Annotated in this window: 5 protein-coding genes; 3 read left to right on the forward strand and 2 right to left on the reverse strand. The window is 66.7% G+C overall.

Going from position 1 to position 3441, the window contains the following annotated elements:
* Positions 1 to 711 (forward strand): ATP-binding protein (locus tag ACXJKO_RS30665; protein WP_457094792.1); only part of this gene is annotated, 711 nt, incomplete at its 5' end.
* 11 nt (positions 712 to 722) lie between these two features.
* Here the strand turns inward: ACXJKO_RS30665 and ACXJKO_RS30670 are convergent.
* Both ACXJKO_RS30670 and ACXJKO_RS30675 read right to left on the reverse strand, forming a co-directional pair.
* On the reverse strand, positions 723 to 1310 hold the full coding sequence (locus ACXJKO_RS30670) for a cytochrome b/b6 domain-containing protein (protein ID WP_457094793.1): 588 nt from the start codon (positions 1308 to 1310) through the stop codon (positions 723 to 725).
* A 4-nt stretch (positions 1311 to 1314) separates the two neighbouring features.
* Positions 1315 to 1590 carry a PepSY domain-containing protein gene (locus ACXJKO_RS30675; protein ID WP_457094794.1) on the reverse strand — a complete coding sequence of 92 codons (276 nt, stop codon included), beginning with the start codon at positions 1588 to 1590 and terminating at the stop codon, positions 1315 to 1317.
* A gap of 243 nt (positions 1591 to 1833) precedes the next feature.
* Between ACXJKO_RS30675 and ACXJKO_RS30680 the strand changes: the two genes are divergently transcribed.
* Together ACXJKO_RS30680 and ACXJKO_RS30685 are read left to right on the forward strand one after the other, a co-directional pair.
* On the forward strand, positions 1834 to 2340 hold the full coding sequence (locus ACXJKO_RS30680; protein WP_457094795.1) for a cytochrome b: 507 nt from the start codon (positions 1834 to 1836) through the stop codon (positions 2338 to 2340).
* Between the two features lie 192 nt (positions 2341 to 2532).
* The coding region (locus tag ACXJKO_RS30685) for an HAD-IC family P-type ATPase (RefSeq protein WP_457094796.1) at positions 2533 to 3441 on the forward strand (909 nt) is incomplete at its 3' end.

Here is a 3441-nt window from a genome sequence, read left to right on the forward strand (position 1 = left end):
GCCTTCCCGGACGAGGTCCGCCCGCTGGCCGCCGAGGTCGATCACCTGCTCGACGAACAGGAAAAGGCCATCGCGCGGGCAAGGGCGCGGGCGGCCGACCTGGCGCATGGCCTGAAGACGCCGCTGACGGTCCTGAGCGCCGATGCGGAGGAACTGCGGGCTCGCGGGGACACCCGCCTGGCCGACGAGATCGAGAGCGTCACCGCCGGCATGCGCCGTCATGTCGAACGCGAGCTGGTGCGGGCGCGGACAGGCCTTCGGGTGCGGGCAGGTCCGACCCCTCCGGTTGCTCCCGTCATCGAGCAGGTGGTGGGCGTGCTCCGGCGGACACCGCAGGGGCAGCGACTGTCATGGGAGATCGATGTTGCGGACGGTCTCGGGGTGCGAATGGATGCCCAGGACCTGACCGAGATCCTCGGCAACCTGACCGAGAACGCAACGACCTGGGCGGCCGGCACGGTGCGGATCGAGGGTCGGCACCACGGGAGCGATATCATGCTTCGGGTCGAGGACGACGGTCCGGGCGTGCCGGAGGACCGGATCAATGCCGCGCTCGCCCGCGGCGGCCGTCTGGATGAATCCCGGCCGGGCACAGGGCTGGGTCTCGCCATCGTCGGAGATCTGGCGGAGGCCCATGGCGGTTCGCTTTCCTTGGGACGCTCGGCGCTCGGCGGCCTTCTCGCGGAGGTCCGGCTGCCGAGCCCGACATGAGGAACACGGGCTCAGGGCGCCCGCTTCCTTCCGGTGATCATCGCCTTCATCAGGTTCTCGCCATGCTCCAGGCCGGAGAAGACGACGCCCGCCACGTGCAGGACGATGAGCCCGATGGTCGCGTAGACAAACCCTTCATGAAGGTCCTCGAGCCACTCGGAGCCCCAGAACGCATCCGTGGTCATGGCGAACCCAGTGGCCGCGATGCCGGCGATCATGACGAGCAGCGCCACGACCATGGCGCCACCTGCCGGATTGTGGCCGATATGGCGTGGTGCCCTGAACCGAAGCGCCTGACCCGAGTAGGCTGCGATCTCGCTAGGCGAACGAACGAAGTCGCTGAACCGGGCGTGGCGTGTTCCGACAAAGCCCCAGACGATCCGCAGCGCGACGAGAGCGGCGATGGCATAGCCCACCTGGATGTGCAGCCATTCGCTCTCGTCCCCGGTCACGAAGGCAAGGACGAACAGGCCCACGAGGCTCCAGTGGAAGATCCGGACGAACGGATCCCAGACGCGGACAGTCTTGCCTTCGGGTAAGGAGGCGGCAGCCGCCGGCATCGCGCCGGCGGCCTCGACCGCTTGTTTGCTCGCGGTCATGAAATCACTCCTTGGCGACGATCTCGCCGGAGGTGGGATCGACGAACAGCTCCGTGCGGGCATTGTTCGGATCAAGGGCGTAGATCTCGCCGCACGCCTTGGCGATCTTGGCCTTCTGGACCTTGTAGCCCTGGGCCTCGGCCTTGGCCTTGAGGGCATCGACCGAAAGCCATTGGCTCTGGGGCGCCGTGGTGCAGGGCCGCCCGAGGCTGCTCGCCTGGGCTGAGAAGGCTCCTGCCATGACGGCAGCAGTGGCAAGGGCGATGGTGGTGGTGCGCATGGGTCTCTCCTGTTGGGTCCAGCGCCGGTGGAGGCGCCTGGAATGTCCGGAGAGTGGCGCAACCCTGCTGTCAGGCTGCTGTGGAAGGCTGTCAGCGAGATGACAGGTTGGGGCGAGTAGGGAGCATCTCTGCTGAATAATCCGGGTTTGATCCAGCGCATCGCCACGAAGCCCTTTGGGGATCAACGTAGGCGGGCTGCCTGGCCCAACACCGTCGCCGGTCCGTACGGAAGGATGTCACCGATGCCGCGCTACTCGAAGACCCTCATCATTGTCCATTGGGTCATGGCCCTGCTGATCCTCGCCGCATGGTTCACGGCCGAGGGCGGCYGTCAGGTCCGCCTCAACCCGCCCCTGCTGCATTTCTCGCTCGGGCTTGCCGTGCTCCTTCTCATCGTGCCGCGGCTGATCGCCCGCTGGTGGGGCAGCAATCCCCAGATCGAGGATCCGCAAAGCCCTTGGCTCAACGTCGCGGCGAAGATCGGGCACGCCGTGCTCTACCTCCTCATGATCGGCCTGCCGCTCACCGGCTGGTACGCCGCCTCGCGGTTGGGCGTCCCGGTCTCGTTCTTCGGCCTGCCTCTCCCGGCCATCGCGGCATCCGTGCAGGGCGCCCCCGGACCCATCGCGGAGATCCACGAGACCGGCGGCACGATCATCCTGGTCCTGTCGGGCCTCCACGCCCTGATTGCCCTGTGGCACCAGTTCGTGCTCCGCGACGGGACGATGGAGCGGATGAATCCGGTCTAGGACCGACCTCGCCTTTGACGGCGACGGGCCGCAACCCGTCGCCCGGTTGTGGCCCGTCGAGTGGGCACCTGGGCCAATGCCCAGCGACAAACTTCACAGTTGGATTTATTCCACAGTAGATTAGAGCAATTCTAAAGATAGGTTCGGGTGAGTCGTTCGGATTCGGTCCGTTGCTGCCTCAAGGAGCCGTCCATGCCGCCGCTTTCCGTCCCGCATGCCACCAACTGCACCGTGCCGGTGGAGGACCATGCCCGTCCCCACGACGAGAGCGTGCATGACCACGCCCCCTTCGAGCCTTGGGCCATCGCCCGGATGGTCGTGGCCCTGCTGGGAGCAGCAATCCTTTGGTTTCGGCTTCACGAGCCATTCGTCCCGGCAAGCGTGATCGGAATCGCCACCCTCGCCTTTTCCGGCTGGCCAATGTTCCGCGAGGCTTTCGCGAACCTGCTCGCACGGCGCATGACCATGGAACTCTCCATGACCATCGCCATCCTGGCGGCAGCGGCGATCGCCGAGTTCTTCACCGCCGTGGTTGTCATGCTGTTCGTGCTCGTGGCTGAGGAACTCGAGCATCTGACCGTCTCGCGCGGCCGCCTCGCCATCAACGACCTGATCGATTTCGTGCCCCGGGAGGCGCGCGTGCGGCGCAACGGCGACATCCTGACCGTCCCCGTCGACACCATCGTCGCAGGCGACATGGTGCTCGTCAGCCCCGGCGAGAAGGTGCCCGTGGACGGTGCTGTCGTGACCGGCCACTCCTATGTCGATCAATCCCGCATCACGGGCGAATCCATGCCGGTCGAAAAGGTCGAAGGCGGGAGTGTCTTTGCCGGCTCCATCAACCAGATGGGCGCCCTGGAGATCAGGGTCGAGCGCGTCGGCCGCGACACCAGCTACGGCCGCATCGTCGAGGCGGTCGAGAATGCCGAGCAGACCCGCGCCCCGGTGCAGCGGCTGGCAGACCGGCTGGCCGGATATCTCGTCTACCTTGCCGTCGGGGCTGCCATCATCACCTACGCCCTGACGCGCGATATTCGCGACACGATCTCGGTCGTCATCGTCGCCGGCGCCTGCGGCATCGCGGCCGGGACGCCGCTGGCC

Source organism: Microvirga sp. P5_D2 (assembly GCF_054049475.1).